We start from the raw sequence: 18,390 nt of genomic DNA, 5'->3' as shown, positions 1-18,390 counted from the left end.
TGGAACATATTCACCGAATGTTCGCCGTCGGCCACCCACGTGTCGTGGGCCGGGTCAGTGCGGCTTGGCCAGCGGGAATGGCAGCGTCTCGCGGATGCTGCGGCCGGTTATGAGCATGACGAGCCGATCGATGCCCATGCCGAGCCCGCCGGTGGGCGGCATCGCGTACTCCATGGCCTGCAGGAAGTCCTCGTCGAGCTCCATCGCCTCGGGGTCGCCGCCGGCGGCCAGCAGCGACTGTTCCTGCAGGCGGCGGCGCTGCTCGACCGGATCGGTGAGCTCGCTGTAGGCGGTCCCCAGCTCGACCCCCCACGCCACCAGGTCCCACCGCTCGGCGACGCCGCGCCGGCTGCGGTGCGGCCGGGTCAGCGGCGACACGGACGTCGGGAAGTCGATGTAGAAGGTCGGTCCCTCGGTGCGGTCCTCGACCAGATGCTCGTAGAGCTCCAGCACCACGGCGCCGGCGTCCCACTGCGCGCGGTACGGGATCCGGGCGGCGTCGGAAAGCTTGCGCAGCACGGGCAGGGGCGTGTCGGGATCGATGTGCTCCCCGAGCGCCTCGGACACCGCATCGTGCACCGTCTTGACCGGCCAGTCCCCGGAGATGTCGACGGGATGCAGCCCGCCGTCGGCGCCGTCACCCCGGGGCCGCAGAACGGTCTGCTCACCGTGGGCTGCCTGCGCGGCGTTCTGGATGAGCTCGCGGCAGCCGTCGATCCAGACGGTGTAGTCGGCGTGCGCCTGGTACGCCTCCAGCAGCGTGAACTCCGGGTTGTGGCTGAAATCGACGCCCTCGTTGCGGAAGGCCCGGCCCAGCTCGAAAACCCGCTCCACGCCGCCGACGCACAGCCGCTTGAGGTAGAGCTCCGGCGCGATGCGCAGGAACAGGTCCATGTCGTAGGTGTTGATGTGGGTGACGAACGGCCGGGCGGTGGCCCCGCCGTGGATCTGCTGCAGGATCGGCGTCTCGACCTCGATGAAACCCTTGGCGAACAACGTCTCCCGGACGGAGCGCAGCACGCTGCTGCGGGCCGTGATCAGCTCGCGGGATTCGGGATTGACCGCCAGGTCCACGTAGCGCGTCCGCACCCGCGCCTCCGGGTCGGTCAGCCCGTTCCACTTGTTCGGCAGCGGCCGCAGGCACTTCCCGATCATCCGCCAGTCGCGCACGATCAGGGAACGGGTGCCGTTCTTGGAGAAGCCCATGTGCCCGGTCATCTCGACCAGGTCGCCGAGATCGATCGCCGCGGTGAAATCCGCGGTGCGGCCCCGCTCCAGGCGCGAATTGTCCAGCAGCATTTGCAATTCGCCCGACCAGTCCCGCAGCTGGGCGAACAGCACGCCGCCGTAGTCGCGAATCCGCAAGATCCGGCCCGACACCGAGACGGTCTCCTGGTCGTCCGCGTCCAGCGCCCGCGAGACCGTGTGGCTGGGCGGGGAGCCGACCGGGTAGGCGTCAATGCCCTTGCGCCGCAGGATCTTCAGCTTGGCCAGCCGGACCCGGACCTGCTCGGGCAGGCGGGCCCTCGACTCTTCCAGTTCCACGGCGTCGCGTCGCTGCTGCAGCTCGCTCACGTCGGGCGCCGATCCGTCGTGATGCAACAGGCCCGATTCCGCCAGCCGGGCGGGCACCGCGGGGTGATGGCCGGTGTGCACCCTGTCGCGTCGGGTGAAGGGCAGCACGAGGAAGCCCTCCGCGATCACCGAGGCGACGCCCACCCGGGGGATCAGGCGCGCGTCCTCGTAGCAGGCGTAGCGCGGCACCCATTCGGGTTGGTACTTCATGTTCGAGCGGTACAGCGTCTCCAGCTGCCACCACCGCGAGAAGAACAGCAGCAGCCCCCGCCACAATCGCGCGACCGGGCCCGCGCCGAGCTGGGCGCCCTGCTCGAACGCCGAGCGGAACATCGCGAAGTTCAGCGAAATCCGGCTGATGCCAAGGGTTTCGGCGGTCAAGGCGAGCTCGCTGACCATGAGCTCGATGGTGCCGTTGGGCGATTGCGGGGAACGCCGCATCAGGTCCAGGGAGACGCCCGTGGTCCCCCACGGGACCAGCGACAGCATCGCCACGACGGCGCCGTCCCGGTCCAGCGCCTCGACCAGCAGGCAATCCCCGTCCGCGGGATCGCCGAGCCGGCCCAGCGCCATGGAGAAGCCGCGCTCGGTCTGGGTGTCACGCCAGGCGTCGGCGCGGGTGATGGTCTCGGACATCTCCTCGGCCGCGATGTCCCGGTGCCGCCGGATGCGCACGGTCAGCCCGGCCCGGCGGGCCCGGGTCACGGCTTGGCGCACCCCGCGCATGTCGGGACCCGACAGCCGGAAGTCGGCGGTCCGCAGGATCGCCTCGTCGCCCAACTCGAGCGCGTTCAGCCCGGCTTCCCGGTACACGCGCGCCCCCTGCGTGCTGGCGCCCATCACGCCCGGCGCCCAGCCGTAGGTCTGGCACAGCCCCAGCCAGGCGTCGATGGCCTGCGGCCAGGCCCGGGGCTCGCCGATCGGGTCGCCGCTGGCCAGGCACACGCCGACCTCGACGCGGTAGGTGATCGCGGCGCGGCCGCTGGGCGCGAACACCACCGACTTGTCGCGGCGGGTCGCGAAGTAGCCCAGCGAGTCGTTCTTGCCGTACAGCTCGAGCAGCCCGCGGATGGCCGACTCGTCCTCGCCCGTCAGCGCGTTCTCGGCCCGCTGGGACTGAAACAGCACGATGGTCGCCATGATCAGCGCCAGCGCGCCGAACAGACCGAAGATGGCGTTGAGGAACACGTGCGGCTTGCCGGTGAACAGGTCCGGATCGGCCAAGGCGAAGCCGACCACCCGGTTGGCGACGTAGCCCAGGCGGTCCTGGCGGGCCAGCGTTCCCGGCCACAACTCGACCAGACCCCAGGACACCAGGATGCCGATCACGTCGCCGGCGACGAGCACGGCGGCGGCCTTGACCAGCGCGCCCTTCCTGACCTTGGCCCAGAATTCCCGGTAGGCCAGCACCAGCAGCACGATCGCGACGATGTGCACCGCGAACCCGAGGTTCTCCCCGAAGGTCTCGGCGGCGGTGTTGTCGCCCGCGGCGATGTCGGCGGCGTTCAGCGCGGCGGCAAGGATCATCTGGCCCAGCAACACCAGCCAGGCGATCCGTTTCCGCGCGGTCAGGGCCGCGGCCAGCAACGCCAGCACGAACGACCACGCGATGCTGGTGTCGGGGAAGTTGAACAGGTAGTCGTTGATGAACTCGCGGGGGACCTTGATCAGCCAGCGGAGCGCCGGCGACACGCTGGCCAGCAACGAGACGGTGGCGATGACGCCCACGATCCACCCGGCCGCCGCCGGTACCCAGCGATACCGGGAATGCGACCGGCCGCGGGCCCCCGAACGGCGCCCCGAACGAGATGAAGCGAGTGTCACAGACCGCGAGGATATGCCCTCAATCCGTGAAAAGCTTGGCGAAGCGCTAAGAGTGGCTAGCAATAGTTCGTCCGGTTGCGCAGCGGCGCCGGACGGGGCCGGGGGCGAAGTGCAAAATGCCGCCCCGTGGCTGCTAAACTGGCGATCGCGACCATCCCGGCGAAGGCCAGGAAACAGTAAGTGGAGTCCCACTCCCACCGCGAGCCACGAGATTTCTTCAAGGCTTGGCGGTCCGGTCACAGGCATCGCGCATGTCTGTTCCGCGAGCGACGCGGGCGGCTTGATCATTGGCAAGCCTCGATCGGTCGGCATTGGGCCCTGCTATTGCAGGGCTTTTCTGCTGGTGGTGTGGTGTTTCCGCCGCTGGCTCCCGACCCAGACCCGGCCGTGGATCGCAGCATATCTACAAGCCCAACAAGGGAGGCCCCATCAGCACTGAGACCCGCGTCAACGAGCGCATCCGCGTACCTGAAGTCAGATTGATCGGCCCCGGGGGAGAGCAGGTAGGCATAGTGCGCATCGAAGACGCACTGCGCGTCGCTGCGGACGCCGATCTCGACCTTGTCGAAGTCGCCCCCAATGCCAGACCCCCGGTCTGCAAGATCATGGACTACGGCAAGTTCAAATACGAGGCGGCGCAAAAGGCGCGCGAATCCCGCCGGAACCAGCAGCAGACCGTCGTCAAAGAGCAGAAGCTGCGACCCAAGATCGACGATCACGATTACGAGACCAAAAAGGGTCACGTGATCCGCTTTCTGGAGGCGGGTTCGAAGGTGAAGGTCACCATCATGTTCCGCGGACGTGAGCAGTCGCGGCCCGAACTGGGCTACCGCCTGCTGCAGCGGCTGGGCGCGGACGTCGCCGAATACGGCTTCGTCGAGACGTCCGCCAAGCAGGACGGCCGCAACATGACGATGGTGCTGGCCCCGCACCGCGGCGCGAAAACCCGCGCCAGGGCGCGGCACCCCGAAGGACCCGGGGAGGGCGCGGCATCGGACGCCGATGCGGGCGCCGACACCAACCCTTCACCCAACTGACCCGGCACGAAACGAAGAATCAGAGGAAACATGCCCAAGGCCAAGACCCACAGCGGGGCTTCGAAGCGGTTCCGGCGCACCGGAACCGGCAAGATCCTGCGCGAGAAAGCCAATCGTCGGCACCTGTTCGAGCACAAGCCGTCCACCCGGACGCGTCGCCTGGAAGGCCGCACCGCCGTGTCGGCCAACGACACCAAGCGGGTCAACAAGCTGCTGAACGGCTGACCGACAAGAAGCCGAGCGCCGGCGCCGCTGCCGGCACCCGACCATTTACTTAGAGAGTAGGAACACCCATGGCACGCGTGAAGCGGGCGGTCAACGCCCAAAAGAAGAGGCGCAGCATTCTGAAGGCCTCGAAGGGCTATCGCGGCCAGCGCTCGCGGCTCTACCGCAAAGCCAAAGAGCAGCAACTGCATTCGTTGAACTACGCCTACCGCGACCGCCGCGCGCGCAAGGGCGAGTTCCGGAAACTGTGGATCTCGCGGATCAATGCGGCGGCGCGCGCCAACGACATCACCTACAACCGGCTGATCCAGGGTTTGAAGGCCGCCGGGGTGGAGGTGGACCGCAAGAACCTCGCCGACATCGCGATCACCGACCCCGCGGCGTTCACTGCGCTGGTCGACGTCGCCCGGGCCGCGCTGCCCGCGGACGTGAACGCCCCGTCGGATTCCGGAGAGGCCGCCTAGCCCCTGCTGACCGAACGTTCGGCCCGCGTCGCCGCGGCGGTCAAACTGCATCGGCACGTCGGCCGGCGGCGGGCGGGCCGATTCCTGGCCGAGGGCCCCAACCTGGTCGAGGCCGCGGCCGCCCGCGGTCTGGTCCGCGACGTCTTCGTCACCGAAGCCGCCGCGCAACGGTATGCGGGTTTACTTGCGGCGCAAGGTGATTCGGTCCAGCTGGTCACCGAGCGGGCGGCAAAGGCGCTGTCGGACACCGTCACCCCCACCGGGCTGGTGGCGGTATGCGAGATGCCGTCGACCCGGCTGGCCGACGTGCTGGCCGGCCCGCCCCGGCTGGTCGCGGTCGCCGTCGGGATCGGCGAGCCCGGCAACGCCGGCACGGTCATCCGCATCGCCGACGCCATGGGGGCCGACGCCGTGATCCTCGGCGGGCACAGCGTGGACCCGTACAACGGCAAGTGCCTGCGCGCCTCGACCGGCAGCATCTTCTCGATCCCGGTCGTCGCCGAGCCCGACGCCCCCGCGGCGCTGGGCGCCCTGCGCGAGGCGGGGTTGCAGGTGCTGGCCACCACGGTCGACGGCGAGACGCGGCTGGACGAGGCGGCCGATCTGCTCGGCAGGCCGACGGCGTGGCTGCTCGGGCCCGAATCCCACGGCCTGCCAAGCGAAATCGCGGCGGCGGCCGACCACCGCATGCGCATCCCGATGGCCGGCGGGGCCGAGAGCCTGAACGTGGCCTCCGCCGCGGCGATCTGCCTCTACCAGAGCGCGCAGGCGCTGGGCGTGTTCAGGCGGCCCTGACGCGTCCCCGGGCGGGCCGCAGACCCGCCAGCGACAGCGTCCCGTGCACCAGCGAACCGGCGCGTTCCATCAGCGCCTTGGCCGGGTCGAGGGGCGAGCGAAGAGCCGGGCGGGAATGGGGAGGGAAGTAGTGCATCGGCAGCCCGCGACGGTCGCGGGGCGGCGCCATGAACGTCGGCGCCTCCACCAAGGGCGCGTCGGTGGGCAGCCGGCCCTCGGCCCGGCGGTAGGCGGCCAGCGCGCGCGGGTGCAGCCGGATCTCGTCGGGGACCGCCAGGAAGGCCAGCTCGACGAGCTTGCCGAACAGGCGCAGCAGCACCTCGTCGCCCGGTGTCCAGCGCATCCCCGCCTTCTCGCGCACCGCCGGCTCGAACAGGCCCGCCGCGATCCAGCGCTGGCCGGCGACCAGCGGCTTGAACATCTGGTCCCAGATCGGCGTGGGCATCAGCACGAATTTCGGTTTGGGGATCCGGATTTGGAAGATGTCCAGCGTCGCCTGGTTGATCTCGAGTTCGTCGCGGCAGACCCGTTCCCAGTACTCGCAGAATTCCTCCCAGGAGCCGGGCACCGGGCGCATGCTCATCCCATACATCCGGTACCACCGCACGTGCTCGTCGAACAGCTGCCTTTTCTCGGCCTCCGTAAGGCCGCCGCAGAAGTATTCGGCCACCTTGATCACCAGCATGAAGAAGGTCGCGTGCGCCCAGTAGAACGTTTCCGGGTTCAGGGCGTGATACCGGCGGCCGGAGGCGTCGACGCCCTTGATGGTGTGGTGGTAGCTCTTGATCTGCCGCCCGGTCGCCGCCGCGCGGTCACCGTCGTAGACGACGCCCATGATCGGGTACACCGAGCGGGCCACCCGCTGCAGGGGCTCGCGGAGCAGGATCGAATGCTGCTCGACGCCCGCGCCCAGCTCGGGATACATGTTCTGGATGGCGCCGATCCACACGCCCATCATTCCTGTGCGGAGATCGCCGAAGTACTTCCAGGTGAGGGAATCCGGTCCCAGCGGATCGTCGGATGTCGTTGGAATGGCAGTCATCTCGGCCTCCTGCGCTCACGATAACTTTGACAACGTGCGTTGTCTACGATTTCGGCCGCGCGTGCCCGCGGGTGTTATCGACCGTCGACAGCGGCGTGCCGCCGTCGTGACCAGCGGCTGCGTTGCGAGCTGCGCCACACCCGCGCAACCCTTCATTGCCCGCCTCCCGCGCGAGGAAATAACCTGGCCAGGTGGAACTCGCGCGTCGCGATTCGGATTCGGGCGGGCCCGAGGAATTGACGGCGCCCGATCCGCCGCGGCGCTCTTCGGTCCCGGTGCACAACGCGACGCAGTGGTTGCACAACCGCAACCGCAGCCCCGGCGCGGTCGCCTTCATCCGCCGGGCCCGACGACTGCTGCCCGGCGATCCCGAGTTCGGTGACCCGCTCTCAACGGCCGGCGACGGTGGGCCCCGCGCCGCGGCGCGCGCCGCCGACCGGTTGCTGGGGGATCGCGACGCGGTGTCGCGCGAGGTCGGCCTCGGGCTGCTGCAGGTATGGCAGGCGCTGACCGAGTCGGTGTCCCGGCGGCCGGCCAACCCGGAGGTCACCCTGGTGTTCACCGACCTGGTCGGCTTCTCGTCCTGGTCGTTGCAGGCGGGTGACGACGCGGCGCTCACCCTGCTGCGGCAGGTGGCTCGGGCCGTCGAGCCGCCGCTGCTGGACGCCGGTGGCCACATCGTCAAACGGATGGGCGACGGGCTGATGGCGGTGTTCGGCGATCCGACGGTCGCGGTGCGGGCGGTGCTGGCGGCCAAAGAGGCGTTGAAGTCCGTCGAGGTGGCCGGCTACACGCCGCGGATGCGGGTCGGGATCCACACCGGCCGGCCCCAGCGGATGGCGGCGGACTGGCTCGGGGTCGACGTCAACATCGCCGCGCGGGTGATGGAACGGGCCACCAAGGGCGGGGTGATGGTGTCAGGTTCGACACTCGACCTGATCGCCCAGAGCGAACTGGACGCGATGGGTGTCGTCGCCAAACGTGCACGTAAACCGGTTTTCGCCCCGAAGACGACCGGAGTCCCGGCGGATTTATCGATATATCGTTTGCGGACTCATAGGGAGTTGACAGCGTCCGATCACACTTCAGAAACAAATTAGCCGACATACTGGATGCAATGTTTGGGGGCATCCTTGCCCGGCTCGCCCGGGTCCAGTTCACGGTGGGGTACGTGGCGGCGCTGCTTGCCGTCAGCGGCGCCATCGTGGCGCTCGGCCCGCACGCGCACGACGTGCTGGTCGAGCGGGCCAGCACCAACCTGCACAACCTGGCCCACGGCCACGTGGGCACGCTGCTGGGCAGCGCGCTGGTGGTCGACGCCGGTCCGCTCTACTTCTGGCTGCCCTTCCTCACCTGCCTGCTCGCGCTCGGCGAGCTGCACCTGCGCACCATCCGGCTGGTGGTCGCGTTCCTGATCGGACACATCGGCGCGACGCTGCTGGTGGCCGCGGCCCTGGCGGCGGCGGTCGAGTTCGAGTGGATGCCGGTCTCGATCACCCGGGCCAGCGATGTCGGGATGAGCTACGGCGCCTTGGCCGTGCTCGGCGCGATGACTGCGGTGATCCCCCAGCGCTGGCGCCCCGCCTGGGTCGGCTGGTGGGTGTCGGCCGGCATCGCGTCGGCGATCATCGGCGGCGATTTCACCGACGCCGGTCACACCGTCGCCGTGGTCCTGGGCGTGCTGGTGTCCGCCCGCTTCCGCCAGCCCATCCATTGGACGCCGGTGCGCATGCTGATGCTGGCCGCCTCGTCGGGCTTCGGCTTCCTGCTGCTGGCCCACCACTGGGGGACCATGGCCGGAGCGCCCGCGTTCGGCCTCCTGGGCGCCCTGGCGGCCCACAAGCTCGTGCAGTTCGCCACCGCGCGCGGCGGGGCCGTGGACGACGAGGCGCTGCGCAGCCCGCAGCCGGTCACCGCGGGCTAGGCGGCCCGCCGGTCATCCCCGCAAAGCACGCGCCAAGCGGCGTGCTCAGATCACTTATGATCGGCACTTGCCGCTGGGCAACTTTCTCCCAGCCCCTCATCAGCAAGGAGAGTGTCGCCGCGTGGGTGCTCAGCCCGTCGACCTGTCACCGGACGCCTTGGCCAAGGCGGTCGAAGCCGCCCGGGAGGCGATCGCGCGCGCCGGCGATCTCGAGGCGCTGGCACGCGTCAAGACCGAGCACCTCGGCGACCGCTCGCCGCTGGCGCTGGCCCGGCAGGCGCTCGGCGGCGTCCCCAAGGACGAGCGCGCCGACGCCGGCAAGCGGGTCAACTCCGCGCGGACCGAGACCCAGCGCAGCTACGACGAACGGCTGGCGGTGTTGCGCGCCGAGCGCGATGCGGCGGTGCTGGCCGCCGAGGGCATCGACGTCACGCTGCCGTCGACCCGGCAACCGGTCGGCGCCCGGCACCCGATCACCCAGCTGGCCGAGCACATCGCCGACACCTTCGTCGCGATGGGCTGGGAATTGGCCGAGGGTCCCGAAGTCGAGACGGAACAATTCAACTTCGACGCCCTGAACTTCCCGGCCGACCACCCGGCGCGCAGCGAGCAGGACACGTTCTACATCGCGCCGGACGATTCCCGGCAGCTGCTGCGCACCCACACCTCGCCGGTGCAGGTGCGCACCCTGCTGGCTCACGAGCTGCCGGTGTACATCATCTCCATCGGCCGCACGTTTCGCACCGACGAACTCGACGCCACCCACACGCCCGTCTTCCATCAGGTCGAGGGGCTGGCGGTGGATCGCGGGCTGTCCATGGCGCACCTGCGGGGCACCCTCGACGCGTTCGCCCGCGCGGAGTTCGGCCCCGAGGCCCGCACCCGGATCCGGCCGCACTTCTTCCCGTTCACCGAACCCTCCGCCGAGGTCGACGTCTGGTTCGTCGGCAAGAAGGGCGGCGCGGGCTGGGTCGAATGGGGCGGCTGCGGCATGGTGCACCCGAACGTGTTGCGGGCCGCGGGGATCGACCCCGAGGTGTACTCCGGGTTCGCGTTCGGGATGGGCCTGGAACGCACCCTGCAGTTCCGCAACGGCATCCCCGACATGCGCGACATGGTCGAGGGCGACGTCCGGTTCTCCCTGCCCTTCGGGGTGGGTGCCTGATGCGCATCCCCTACAGCTGGTTGCGGGAGATCGTGGCAGCCGGCGCCCCGGACTGGGACGCCGCCCCCGCCGACCTCGAACAGACGCTGGTGGGCATCGGCCACGAGGTCGAGGAGGTCGTCACGCTCGGCCCCGTCGACGGGCCGCTGACCGTCGGACGGGTGGCCGGCATCGAGGAGCTGACCGGGTTCAAGAAGCCGATCCGCGCCTGCCGGGTCGACGTCGGCGAGTCCGAGCCACGCGATATCGTTTGCGGTGCAACGAATTTCGTCGTCGGCGACCTGGTGGTCGTGGCGCTGCCGGGCACCACGCTGCCCGGCGGGTTCGCCATCACGGCGCGCAAGACCTACGGCCGCGAGTCCGACGGCATGATCTGCTCGGCGGCCGAATTGGGTTTGGGCGCCGACCATTCCGGCATCCTGGTGTTGCCGCCGGGCACCGCCGACCCGGGCGCCGACGGCGCCGCGGTGCTGGGGTTGGACGACGTGGTCTTCCACCTGGCGATCACCCCCGACCGCGGCTACTGCATGTCGGTGCGCGGGCTGGCCCGCGAGATCGCCTGCGCCTACGGCCTCGACTTCGTCGATCCCGCAGACGTGAAGCAGTTGCCCGCCAACGGCGAGGCCTGGCCGTTGACCGTGCAGCCCGAAACCGGTGTCCGCCGGTTCGCCCTGCGCCCGGTGACCGGCATCGACCCCGCCGCCGTGTCGCCCTGGTGGCTGCAGCGGCGGCTGTTGCTGGCCGGCATCCGCGCGGCCTCCCCGGCGGTGGACGTCACCAACTACGTGATGCTCGAGCTCGGCCACCCGATGCACGCGCACGACCGCGACCGCATCTCCGGGGGCCTCGGCGTGCGGTTCGCCCGCCCCGGCGAGACCGTCGTCACCCTCGACGACGTCGAGCGCCGGCTCGATCCGGCCGACGTCCTCATCGTCGACGACCGGGCGACCGCGGCGATCGGCGGCGTGATGGGCGCGGCGAGCACCGAGGTCCGCGCCGATTCCACGAACGTGCTACTGGAGGCCGCCGTGTGGGACCCGGCCGCCGTCTCGCGCACGCAGCGCCGTCTGCACCTGCCCAGCGAGGCGGCCCGGCGCTACGAACGCGGGGTGGACCCGGCGATCTCGGTCGCCGCCCTGGACCGCTGCGCCGCGCTGCTCGTCGACATCGCCGGGGGAGCGGTGTCGGACGAGTTGACCGATTGGCGGGGCGAGCCGCCGACCGACGACTGGTCGCTCCCGCCGATCCCGATCCCCGCCGACCTGCCCGACCGCGTCGCCGGGGTCGCCTACCCGCCGGGTACCGCGGCGCGGCGGCTGGCGCAGATCGGGGCCTCGGTGAGCGATGACGGCGAAACGCTGATCGTGACGCCGCCGAGCTGGCGGCCCGACCTGGTGCAGCCCGCCGATCTCGTCGAGGAGGTGCTGCGCCTGGAGGGGCTGGAAGCCATCCCGTCGGTGCTGCCCGCCGCTCCGGCGGGCCGGGGCCTCACCGCGAGGCAGAAGCGTCGCCGCGCCATCGGCAGATCGCTCGCCCAGTCCGGCTACGTCGAGATCTTGCCGACGCCGTTCCTGCCCGCCGGCGTGTTCGACCTGTGGGGCCTGCCGGCCGACGATCCCCGGCGCTCGACCACCCGGGTGCTCAACCCGCTGGAGGCCGACCGCCCGCACCTCGCGACCACACTGCTGCCCGCGCTGCTGGAAGCGTTGGTGCGCAACGTGTCCCGCGGTCTGGTGGACGTCGCGTTGTACGCGCTGGCGCAGGTTGTGCAACCGACCGAGCAGACCCGCGGCGTCCAGCCGATCCCCGTGCACCGGCGGCCCACCGACGAAGAGGTCGCCATGCTGGACGCCTCGTTGCCCCGGCAACCGCAGCATGTGGCCGTGGTGCTGGCGGGACTGCGGGAGCGGCGCGGCCCGTGGGGTCCCGGCCGCCGGGTCGAAGCCGCCGACGCGTTCGAGGCGGCCCGCATCATCGCCCGCGCCAGCGGGGTCGAGGTGAGCCTGCGGGCGGCCCAGCACCTGCCGTGGCACCCCGGCCGCTGCGCCGAGGTGCTCGTCGGGGAGACGGTCGTCGGCCACGCCGGCCAGCTGCACCCGGCGGTCATCGAGCGCTCCGGACTGCCCAAAGGCGCCTGCGCTGTCGAGCTCGACCTCGACGCGATCCCGATCGTCGAGGCGCTGCCCGCACCCAGGGTGTCGCCCTTCCCGGCCGTCTTCCAGGACGTCAGCCTGGTGGTGCCCGCGCACGTGCCGGCTCAGGCGGTGGCCGACGCCGTCCGGGAGGGCGCCGGTGAGCTGCTGGAAGACCTGCAACTCTTCGACGTCTTCACCGGCCCGCAGGTCGGGGAGGACCGCAAATCGCTGACCTTCGCGCTGCGGTTCCGGGCGCCGGACCGCACCCTGACCGAGGACGACGCCAGCGCGGCCCGCGACGCCGCGGTGCGCCGCGCCGCCGAGGCGGTCGGCGCCGAGTTGCGGGCCTGACCCCCTGGTAATGGATTTGCAAAGCATTGCATAACCATGCAGAATCGGCGGAATGGCCGACGTATTGAGGGTGGCGGTTGCCGGGGCCAGCGGCTATGCGGGCGGTGAGATCCTGCGGCTGCTGCTGGGGCATCCGGCCTACGCCGACGGACGCCTCGTCATCGGGTCGCTGACCGCCGCGACCAGCGCGGGCAGCTCGCTCGGCGAGCACCACCCGCATCTCACGCCGCTGGCGCAGCGGGTGGTCGAGCCCACCGAACCCGCGGTGCTCGCCGGCCACCACGTGGTGTTCCTGGCCCTGCCGCACGGGCACTCGGCCGCGCTGGCCGAACAGCTCGGCCCCGACACCGTGATCATCGACTGCGGCGCCGACTTCCGGCTCACCGACGCCGCCGCCTGGGAGCGGTTCTATGGGTCCCCGCACGCCGGCAGCTGGCCCTACGGGCTGCCGGAGCTGCCGGGCGCGCGGGACCGCCTGCGCGGCGCCCGCCGCATCGCGGTGCCGGGCTGCTACCCGACCGCGGCGCTGCTGGCGCTGCTCCCCGCGGTCGCCGAGGACCTGATCGAGCCCGCCGTCACCGTCGTCGCCGTCAGCGGCACCTCGGGTGCGGGCCGGGCCGCCAAGACCGACCTGCTGGGCTCCGAGGTCATCGGGTCCGCCCGCGCCTACAACATCGCGGGGGCGCATAGGCACACCCCCGAGATCGCCCAGGGCCTGCGGGCGGTCAGCGACCGCGACGTCACCGTGTCGTTCACCCCGGTGCTGATCCCGACGTCGCGCGGCATCCTGGCCACCTGCACCGCGCGCACCCGCGCGCCGCTGTCGCAGCTGCGCGCCGCCTACGAAAAGGCGTACGACGCGGAGCCTTTCGTCTACCTGCTGCCCGAGGGCCAGCTGCCCCGCACCGGCTCGGTGATCGGCAGCAACGCGGCGCACATCGCCGTCGCGGTGGACGAGGCCGCCGAGACGTTCGTGGCCATCGCCGCCATCGACAACCTGGTCAAGGGCACCGGCGGCGCGGCCGTGCAGGCGATGAACTTGGCGCTGGGTTGGCCGGAGGCGCAAGGCCTTTCGGTGGTCGGGGTCGCGCCGTGACCCACACAGCCGAGGCGCGCTTGGTGCGCGAACAGGGCGTCACCGCGCCGGCCGGGTTCCGGGCCGCGGGGATCGCCGCCGGCATCAAGGCGTCGGGCAACCGCGACCTGGCCCTGGTCTTCAACGAGGGACCCGACTACGCGGCCGCCGGCGTGTTCACCCGCAACAAGGTCAAGGCCGCGCCGGTGCTGTGGACCCAGCAGGCGCTGACCACCGGCGCCTTGCGCGCGGTGATCCTCAACTCCGGCGGCGCCAACGCCTGCACCGGCCCGGGCGGCTTCCAGGACACCCATGCCACCGCCGAGGCGGTCGCGGCCGCATTGTCGGACTGGGGAACCGAGACCGGGGCCATCGAGGTCGCGGTGTGCTCCACCGGGCTGATCGGTGACCGGTTGCCGATGGACAAGGTGCTGGCCGGGGTCCGGGCGATCGTGCAGGACATGGCCGGCGGGCTGAGCGGCGGCGACGAGGCCGCGCGCGCGATCATGACCACCGACACCGTGCCGAAACAGGTTGCGCTGCACCACGCCGGCAACTGGACCGTCGGCGGGATGGCCAAGGGCGCCGGCATGCTGGCGCCGTCGCTGGCCACCATGCTCTGCGTGCTCACCACCGACGCGGCCGTCGAGCCGGCCGCGCTCGACCAGGCGCTGCGCCGGGCCACCGCGCGCACCTTCGACCGGCTGGACATCGACGGCAGCTGTTCGACCAACGACACCGTGCTGCTGCTGGCGTCCGGGGCCAGCGAAATCGCCCCGACCCAGGCCGATCTGGACGACGCCGTGCTGCGCGTGTGCGACGACCTGTGCGCGCAGCTGCAGGCCGACGCCGAGGGCGTCACCAAACGCGTCACCGTGACCGTGACCGGGGCCGCCGCCGAGGACGACGCGCTGACCGCCGCGCGGGTGATCGCGCGCGACAGCCTGGTCAAGACCGCGGTCTTCGGGTCCGACCCCAACTGGGGCCGGGTGCTGGCCGCCGTCGGCATGGCGCCGGTGACGCTGGATCCGGACCGAATCACCGTGTCGTTCAACGGGTTTGCCGTGTGCATCGACGGGGTCGGGGCGCCGGGCGCGCGCGAGGTGGACCTGTCCGGCGCCGACATCGACATCACCGTCGACCTGGGGGTGGGCGACGGCACCGCCGCCGTCCGCACCACCGACCTCTCGCACGCCTACGTCGAAGAGAACTCGGCCTACAGCTCATGACGGTCAACACTCACGAGTTGTCCACCGCCGTCAAGGCCCAGGTGCTGGCCGAGGCGCTGCCCTGGCTCAAGCAGCTGTACGGCAAGGTCGTCGTCATCAAGTACGGCGGCAACGCCATGACCGACGACACGCTGCGGCACGCGTTCGCTGCCGACATGGCCTTCCTGCGCAACTGCGGCATCCTGCCCGTCGTCGTGCACGGCGGCGGCCCGCAGATCACCGCCATGCTGCGCCGCCTCGGGATCGAAGGCGACTTCAAGGGCGGATTCCGGGTCACCACACCGGAAGTGCTCGACGTGGCGCGGATGGTGCTGTTCGGCCAGGTGGGCCGCGAACTGGTCAACCTGATCAACGCGCACGGGCCGTACGCCGTCGGCATCACCGGGGAGGACGCGCAGCTGTTCACCGCCGTGCGGCGCAGCGTCACCGTGGACGGAGTGGCCACCGACATCGGGCTGGTGGGCGACGTCGAGCGGGTCAACACCGCCGCGGTGCTGGATCTGATTACGGCGGGCCGCATTCCGGTGGTGTCGACGCTGGCCCCGGACGCCGAGGGTGTGGTGCACAACATCAACGCCGACACCGCGGCGGCGGCCCTCGCGGAGGCCCTGCGCGCCGAAAAGCTGTTGATGCTCACCGACGTCGAGGGCCTCTACACCAGCTGGCCCGATCGCGGTTCGTTGGTCAGCGAGATCGACACGGCCACCCTTTCGCAACTGCTCCCCACGCTGGAGGCGGGCATGATCCCCAAGGTCGAGGCGTGCCTGCGGGCCGTCACGGCGGGCGTGCCGAGCGCGCACGTCATCGACGGGCGGGTCGAACACTGTGTGCTGGTGGAGCTTTTCACGGACGCGGGCACCGGCACCAAGGTCGTGAGCGCGTGACTTCGCCGGCGACGATGCGGAACGCAGTGACGGGGAGGAGCGGCGTATTACTGAAGGGGATGTGATGCAGCAGCGCTGGGAAGCCGTGATGATGAACAACTACGGCACCCCGCCGCTGGCATTGGCCAGCGGTGACGGCGCCGTGGTCACCGACGTGGACGGCAACACCTACCTGGATCTGCTCGGGGGCATCGCCGTCAACGTCCTGGGCCATCGCCACCCCGCGGTCATCGACGCCGTCACACACCAGATGGCGACGCTGGGCCACACCTCCAACCTGTACGCGAGCGAACCGGGCGTCGCGCTGGCCGAGGAGCTGGTGAACCTGCTGGGCGCCTCCGACGAAACCGGGGCGCCGACGCGGGTGTTCTTCTGCAATTCGGGGACCGAGGCCAACGAGGTGGCGTTCAAGCTGTCGCGGCTGACCGGACGCACGAAACTGGTTGCGGCGCAAGGCGGTTTCCACGGCCGCACCATGGGCTCGCTGGCGCTGACCGGTCAGCCGAGTAAGCAGGCGCCGTTCGAGCCACTGCCGGGATACGTCACGCACATGCCCTACGGGGACGCCGACGCGCTGGCCGCCGCGGTCGACGACGCCACCGCCGCGGTCTTCCTCGAGCCGATCATGGGGGAGGGCGGCGTCGTCGTCCCGCCCGAGGGTTACCTGACCGCCGCCCGCGACATCACCTCGCGGCATGGCGCGCTGCTGGTGCTCGACGAGGTGCAGACCGGAATGGGCCGCACCGGAGCCTTTTTCGCCCATCAGCACGAAGGCATCACACCCGACGTCGTCACCATGGCCAAGGGGCTCGGCGGCGGCCTGCCGATCGGCGCCTGCCTGGCCGTCGGGTCGGCCGCCGAGCTGATGACCCCCGGCCTGCACGGCAGCACCTTCGGCGGCAACCCGATCTGCGCGGCTGCGGCGCGGGCGGTGCTGCGGGTGATCGCGGACGAGGACCTGACCCGGCACGCCGAGGTGCTGGGCAAGTCGGTGCGGCACGGCATCGAATCGCTGAATCACCCGCTGGTCGACCACGTCCGCGGCCGTGGGTTGCTGCAGGGCATCGTGCTGACCGCGCCGCGGGCCAAGGAGGCCGAAAGCGCCGCGCGCGCGGCCGGGTTCCTGGTCAACGCCGCCGCGCCCGACGTCATCCGGCTGGCGCCGCCCCTGATCGTCACCGAATCCCAGCTCGACGGCTTCGTCGCGGCCCTGCCGGGCATCCTGGACAGGGCCGCGGCATGACACCGCGCCATTTCCTGCGCGACGACGACCTGTCCCCCCAGGAGCAGGCCGAGGTGCTGCAGCTGGCCGCCGAACTCAAGAAGGACCCGTTCGGCTGGCGCCCGCTGGAGGGGCCGCGCGGCGTCGCGGTGCTCTTCGACAAGAACTCCACCCGCACCCGGTTCTCCTTCGAAGTGGGCATCGCCCAGCTCGGCGGGCACGCCGTCGTCGTCGACGCCCGCAGCACCCAGCTGGGCCGCGACGAGACGCTGGGCGACACCGCGCGGGTGCTGTCCCGCTACGTCGACGCGATCGTGTGGCGGACCTTCGAACAGGGCCGGCTCGAGGCCATGGCCGAGGCGGCGACGGTGCCGGTGGTCAACGCGCTCTCCGACGACTTCCATCCCTGCCAGGTGCTCGCCGACCTGCAGACCATCACCGAACACAAGGGATCGCTCGCGGGACTGCGGATGTCCTACCTCGGCGACGGCGCCAACAACATGGCCCACTCGCTGCTGCTGGGCGGGGTCACCGCCGGCGTGCACGTCACGATCGCCGCGCCGGACGGCTTCGCCCCCGCCCCGGCCTTCGTCGCGGCCGCGACCCAACGCGCCGAATCCACCGGCGCCTCGGTCACCCTCACCGCCGACGCCGACGCGGCCGCGCGCGGCGCCGACGTCCTGGTGACCGACACCTGGACGTCGATGGGGCAGGAGGACGACGGGCTCGACCGCCTCACACCGTTTCGGCCGTTCCAGGTCAACGAGCGGCTGCTGGACCTCGCCGACCCGGAAGCCATTGTGCTGCATTGCCTTCCGGCCCACCGTGGTGACGAGATCACCGACGCCGTGATGGACGGGCCGGCCAGCGTGGTGTGGGACGAGGCCGAGAACCGGCTGCACGCCCAGAAGGCGCTGCTGGTGTGGCTGCTGGAGCGGGCGCAATGACCCGCTCGAAGGCCACCGCCGAAATCACCCGGGCCGGCCGGCAGGACCGCATCGTCGCGATCCTGTCGTCGGCGTCCATCAGCAGCCAGAGCGAGCTGGCGGCCCGGCTGGCCGACGAGGGCATCGAGGTCACCCAGGCCACGCTGTCGCGCGACCTCGAGGAGCTGGGCGCGGTGAAGCTGCGCGGCGCCGACGGCGGCGTCGGGGTCTACATCGTTCCCGAGGACGGCAGCCCGGTGCGCGGGGTGTCCGGCGGCACCGCGCGGCTGTCCCGGCTGCTGAGCGAGCTGCTGGTGTCGGCCGACGCCAGCGCCAACCTTGCGGTGCTGCGCACCCCGCCGGGCGGCGCCAACTATTTGGCCAGCGCGATCGACCGCGCGGCGCTACCGTACGTCGTCGGCACCATCGCCGGTGACGACACCGTCTTCGTGGCCGCCCGAGAGCCGATGACCGGCGCCGAGCTGGCCCGCACCCTGGAAGAGCTCACCTAAAAACT

General features: G+C 71.0%; 15 protein-coding genes and 1 pseudogene. 14 read left to right on the top strand and 2 right to left on the bottom strand.

Annotated features, from left to right (window positions below; translation table 11 throughout):
* Positions 1-54: 54 nt before the first annotated feature.
* Positions 55-3,399: a bifunctional lysylphosphatidylglycerol synthetase/lysine--tRNA ligase LysX gene (gene lysX, locus A9X03_RS25300; RefSeq protein WP_082950064.1), complete on the bottom strand. Its 3,345-nt coding sequence runs from the start codon at positions 3,397-3,399 to the stop codon at positions 55-57.
* A gap of 428 nt (positions 3,400-3,827) precedes the next feature.
* On the opposite strand from lysX, the gene infC reads away from it, so the two are divergent.
* The 4 genes from infC (at position 3,828) to A9X03_RS25280 (ending at position 5,920) form a co-directional block, all read left to right on the top strand.
* Positions 3,828-4,436 carry a translation initiation factor IF-3 gene (gene infC, locus A9X03_RS25295; protein ID WP_082950068.1) on the top strand — a complete coding sequence of 203 codons (609 nt, stop codon included), beginning with the start codon at positions 3,828-3,830 and terminating at the stop codon, positions 4,434-4,436.
* A gap of 30 nt (positions 4,437-4,466) precedes the next feature.
* Positions 4,467-4,661 carry a 50S ribosomal protein L35 gene (gene rpmI / locus A9X03_RS25290; RefSeq protein WP_067754855.1) on the top strand — a complete coding sequence of 65 codons (195 nt, stop codon included), beginning with the start codon at positions 4,467-4,469 and terminating at the stop codon, positions 4,659-4,661.
* 68 nt (positions 4,662-4,729) lie between these two features.
* Complete coding sequence (gene rplT / locus A9X03_RS25285) at positions 4,730-5,125, top strand: 50S ribosomal protein L20 (protein WP_067783827.1); 396 nt, start codon at positions 4,730-4,732, stop codon at positions 5,123-5,125.
* Positions 5,126-5,128: 3 nt separating this feature from the next.
* A complete protein-coding gene (locus A9X03_RS25280; RefSeq protein WP_067754857.1) occupies positions 5,129-5,920 on the top strand; it encodes an RNA methyltransferase in 792 nt (263 codons plus the stop codon).
* Here A9X03_RS25280 and A9X03_RS25275 read toward each other — a convergent pair.
* Complete coding sequence (locus A9X03_RS25275) at positions 5,907-6,962, bottom strand: oxygenase MpaB family protein (RefSeq protein ID WP_067754860.1); 1,056 nt, start codon at positions 6,960-6,962, stop codon at positions 5,907-5,909. The two genes, A9X03_RS25280 and A9X03_RS25275, sit on opposite strands and share 14 nt — an antisense overlap.
* Positions 6,963-7,153: 191 nt before the next feature.
* Here A9X03_RS25275 and A9X03_RS25270 point away from each other — a divergent pair, with 191 nt between their 5' ends.
* From A9X03_RS25270 to A9X03_RS25225, 10 genes and pseudogenes are all read left to right on the top strand, one after another.
* Positions 7,154-8,062 (top strand): adenylate/guanylate cyclase domain-containing protein, encoded by a 909-nt coding sequence (locus A9X03_RS25270; RefSeq protein WP_067754863.1) that lies wholly within the window; start codon positions 7,154-7,156, stop codon positions 8,060-8,062.
* A gap of 17 nt (positions 8,063-8,079) precedes the next feature.
* A complete protein-coding gene (locus tag A9X03_RS25265; protein WP_067783825.1) occupies positions 8,080-8,886 on the top strand; it encodes a rhomboid-like protein in 807 nt (268 codons plus the stop codon).
* Positions 8,887-9,007: 121 nt separating this feature from the next.
* Entirely contained in the window at positions 9,008-10,051 is a 1,044-nt protein-coding gene (gene pheS / locus A9X03_RS25260; protein WP_067754869.1) for a phenylalanine--tRNA ligase subunit alpha, read from the top strand.
* Positions 10,051-12,537: a phenylalanine--tRNA ligase subunit beta gene (gene pheT, locus A9X03_RS25255; protein WP_068263550.1), complete on the top strand. Its 2,487-nt coding sequence runs from the start codon at positions 10,051-10,053 to the stop codon at positions 12,535-12,537. Before pheS ends, pheT begins: the two co-directional genes overlap by 1 nt.
* A 36-nt stretch (positions 12,538-12,573) precedes the next feature.
* Positions 12,574-13,633: pseudogene (gene argC, locus A9X03_RS25250) on the top strand (N-acetyl-gamma-glutamyl-phosphate reductase).
* On the top strand, positions 13,630-14,841 hold the full coding sequence (gene argJ, locus A9X03_RS25245; RefSeq protein WP_068263544.1) for a bifunctional glutamate N-acetyltransferase/amino-acid acetyltransferase ArgJ: 1,212 nt from the start codon (positions 13,630-13,632) through the stop codon (positions 14,839-14,841). Before argC ends, argJ begins: the two are co-directional and overlap by 4 nt.
* A complete protein-coding gene (argB, locus tag A9X03_RS25240; protein ID WP_067754887.1) occupies positions 14,838-15,725 on the top strand; it encodes an acetylglutamate kinase in 888 nt (295 codons plus the stop codon). Before argJ ends, argB begins: the two co-directional genes overlap by 4 nt.
* 64 nt (positions 15,726-15,789) lie before the next feature.
* Complete coding sequence (locus tag A9X03_RS25235; protein ID WP_082974572.1) at positions 15,790-16,968, top strand: acetylornithine transaminase; 1,179 nt, start codon at positions 15,790-15,792, stop codon at positions 16,966-16,968.
* A complete protein-coding gene (argF, locus tag A9X03_RS25230) occupies positions 16,965-17,894 on the top strand; it encodes an ornithine carbamoyltransferase (RefSeq protein WP_068263537.1) in 930 nt (309 codons plus the stop codon). Before A9X03_RS25235 ends, argF begins: the two co-directional genes overlap by 4 nt.
* Positions 17,891-18,385, top strand: coding sequence for an arginine repressor (locus tag A9X03_RS25225; protein ID WP_067754896.1), 495 nt, complete (start codon positions 17,891-17,893; stop codon positions 18,383-18,385). The genes argF and A9X03_RS25225 overlap by 4 nt, the downstream gene beginning before the upstream one ends.
* The last annotated feature ends 5 nt before the right edge of the window (positions 18,386-18,390 follow it).

Origin of the sequence: Mycobacterium sp. E1715 (assembly GCF_001667625.1) — a bacterium.
GTDB lineage: Bacteria > Actinomycetota > Actinomycetes > Mycobacteriales > Mycobacteriaceae > Mycobacterium.
The sequence above is the reverse complement of the archived record's forward strand: the minus strand, read 5'-3'. Positions and strand labels throughout refer to the sequence as shown.